1 protein-coding gene is annotated in these 2,175 nt (G+C 72.1%); it reads left to right on the top strand.

Translation table 11 applies throughout. The annotated features are described in order from the left end of the window. Nucleotides 1–2,175, top strand: a 2,175-nt coding sequence (locus ACWDSL_RS53145; protein ID WP_450496935.1) for a type I polyketide synthase, incomplete at both ends; no start/stop codon positions are given.

Raw genomic sequence — 2,175 nt, 5'->3', positions numbered from 1 at the left:
AACACCACCGCTACTGGCTCAACACCCCCACCCACACCGGAGACATCACCACCGCCGGCCTCGACCCGGCACACCACCCGCTGCTCGGCGCGGCGATTCCGCTTGCGGGCAGCGACGGACACCTCTTCACCGGTCGACTCTCGTTGCGTACGCACCCCTGGCTGGCCGACCACGCCTTCGCCGGCGTCGCGCTTGTGCCCGGTACGGCACTCCTGGACATCGCCCTGCAGGCAGGGGAGCGTGTCGGGTGTCGACATGTCGAAGAACTCACCCTGCATGCGCCTCTGCTCCTCCCGCAACGTGGCGGGGTCGTTCTGCAGATCAGCGTCGGGGCCCCGGACAGCGAGGGGCGGCGGGAGTTCGCCGCCTACGCGCGGAGTGACGACGACGTCCCGGGTACAGAGAACGCGCAGGGCACCGAGGGTCTGGAGGGAGCGGGCCATTCATGGACACGGCATGCCACGGGCACGCTGAGCAGCGGTCCCACCTCCCCCACCACCCCCGTCGCGGAGGCAGCCGGCCCGAAGACCGATGCGTGGCCTCCGAGCAAGGCCGAGGCCCTGGACCTCGACGGGCTGTACGAGCGGCTGGCCGACGCCGAGTTGGCCTACGGGCCCGCGTTCCACGGCCTGCGTGCCGCCTGGCGCGAGGGCTCGGACATCTTCGCCGAGGTGCGGCTGCCCGAATCGCAGGCCCGTGACGCCGGCCGGTTCGGCATCCATCCCGCCCTTCTGGACGCGGGGCTGCACACCCTCGGCCTCGATCCGGCACTCGGTTATGAGCCCGATGCGCCGGAGGGGCAGTGGGCGGCTCGGTTGCCGTTCGCCTGGCGTGGGGTGACGTTGCACCGCAGGGGTTGTGAGCTGCTACGGGTACGGCTCTCGCCGGAGCCGGGCCGCGGAGTGGTGGCCATCGAGGCGACCGACGAATCGGGGCGGCCAGTGGCCTCCGTCGAGGCGCTCGTGCTGCGGCCGGTGTCCGCGGGTGAGGTGCGGGCCGCCCACTCGGAGCATCACGAGTCGCTGTTCGGCCTGGAATGGCCCGCCGTGACATTGCCCGCCGCAGCCCCCTCCCCGTCCGGCCAGTCCCCCTCCAGCCGCTCCTCTTCCGATCCTTCGTCCTTCGCCATCGTCGGCGCCGATCCGTCCGGGCTCCTCTACCGGCGCCACGACGACTGGACCGCGCTGCTCAGCGCCGTGGAGGCAGATGGCGCCCCGGAGGTGATCGTCGTCCCCTGTGGCGGGGACGAGGACAGTGATGTTGCGGGCGGCGCGGCCGTCCACACGGCCGCGCATCATGCGCTGCTCCTGCTTCAGTCCTGGCTCGGTGACGACCGGTTCGCGGACAGTCGGCTGGTCATACTGACACGTGGGGCGGTGGCCACCCGCCAGGAGGACGACGTCACGGATCTGCCCGGCGCGGCGGTGTGGGGTCTGGTGCGCTCGGCGCAGTCCGAGAACCCGGGCCGGATCATCCTGATCGACTGGGATGGACACGGCTCCTTGGCCGAGGTGCTTCCCACGGCGCTGGCCTCCGATGAGCCCCAGCTCGCCGTCCGCGACGGAGAGGTGCGCGCTCCGCGGTTGGTGCGGATGCCACGGCAGGAGCGGCCCGCACCGGCCGACGGGTCGGCCGATGGGACCGCCGATGCGTCGGCTGACACGTCCCCATGGGCGCTCGATCCCGCAGGTACCGTGCTGATCACTGGCGGCACCGGAGTGCTGGGCGGGCTGATCGCCCGCCACCTCGTCATGGCGCACGGTGTGCGGCAGTTGCTGATGGTCGGCCGCCGCGGTACGCAGGCCGAGGGTGTACGGGCCCTCGCGGCCGAGCTCGAGGCGGTGGGCGCGACGGTGACCGTCGCCGCCTGCGATGCCGCCGACCGCGAGGCGCTGGCCACCTTGCTGGGCAGCGTCCCGGAACAACATCCGCTGACCGCCGTGGTCCATGCCGCCGGGGTGCTCGACGACGGCACGATCCCCTCGCTGACGCCCGAGCGGATCGACACCGTCTTTCGTGCCAAGGTGGTCCCGGCGTTGCTCCTGCACGAGCTCACACGCGACGCGGACCTGGCCGCGTTTGTGATGTTCTCCTCCGCGGCGTCCGTGCTCGGTTCGCCGGGCCAGGGCAACTACGCGGCGGCCAACGCCGTACTGGACGCGCTGGCCCGGCACC

The sequence above is a fragment of the Streptomyces sp. NPDC000941 genome, assembly GCF_053599555.1.
The sequence above is the reverse complement of the archived record's forward strand: the minus strand, read 5'-3'. Positions and strand labels throughout refer to the sequence as shown.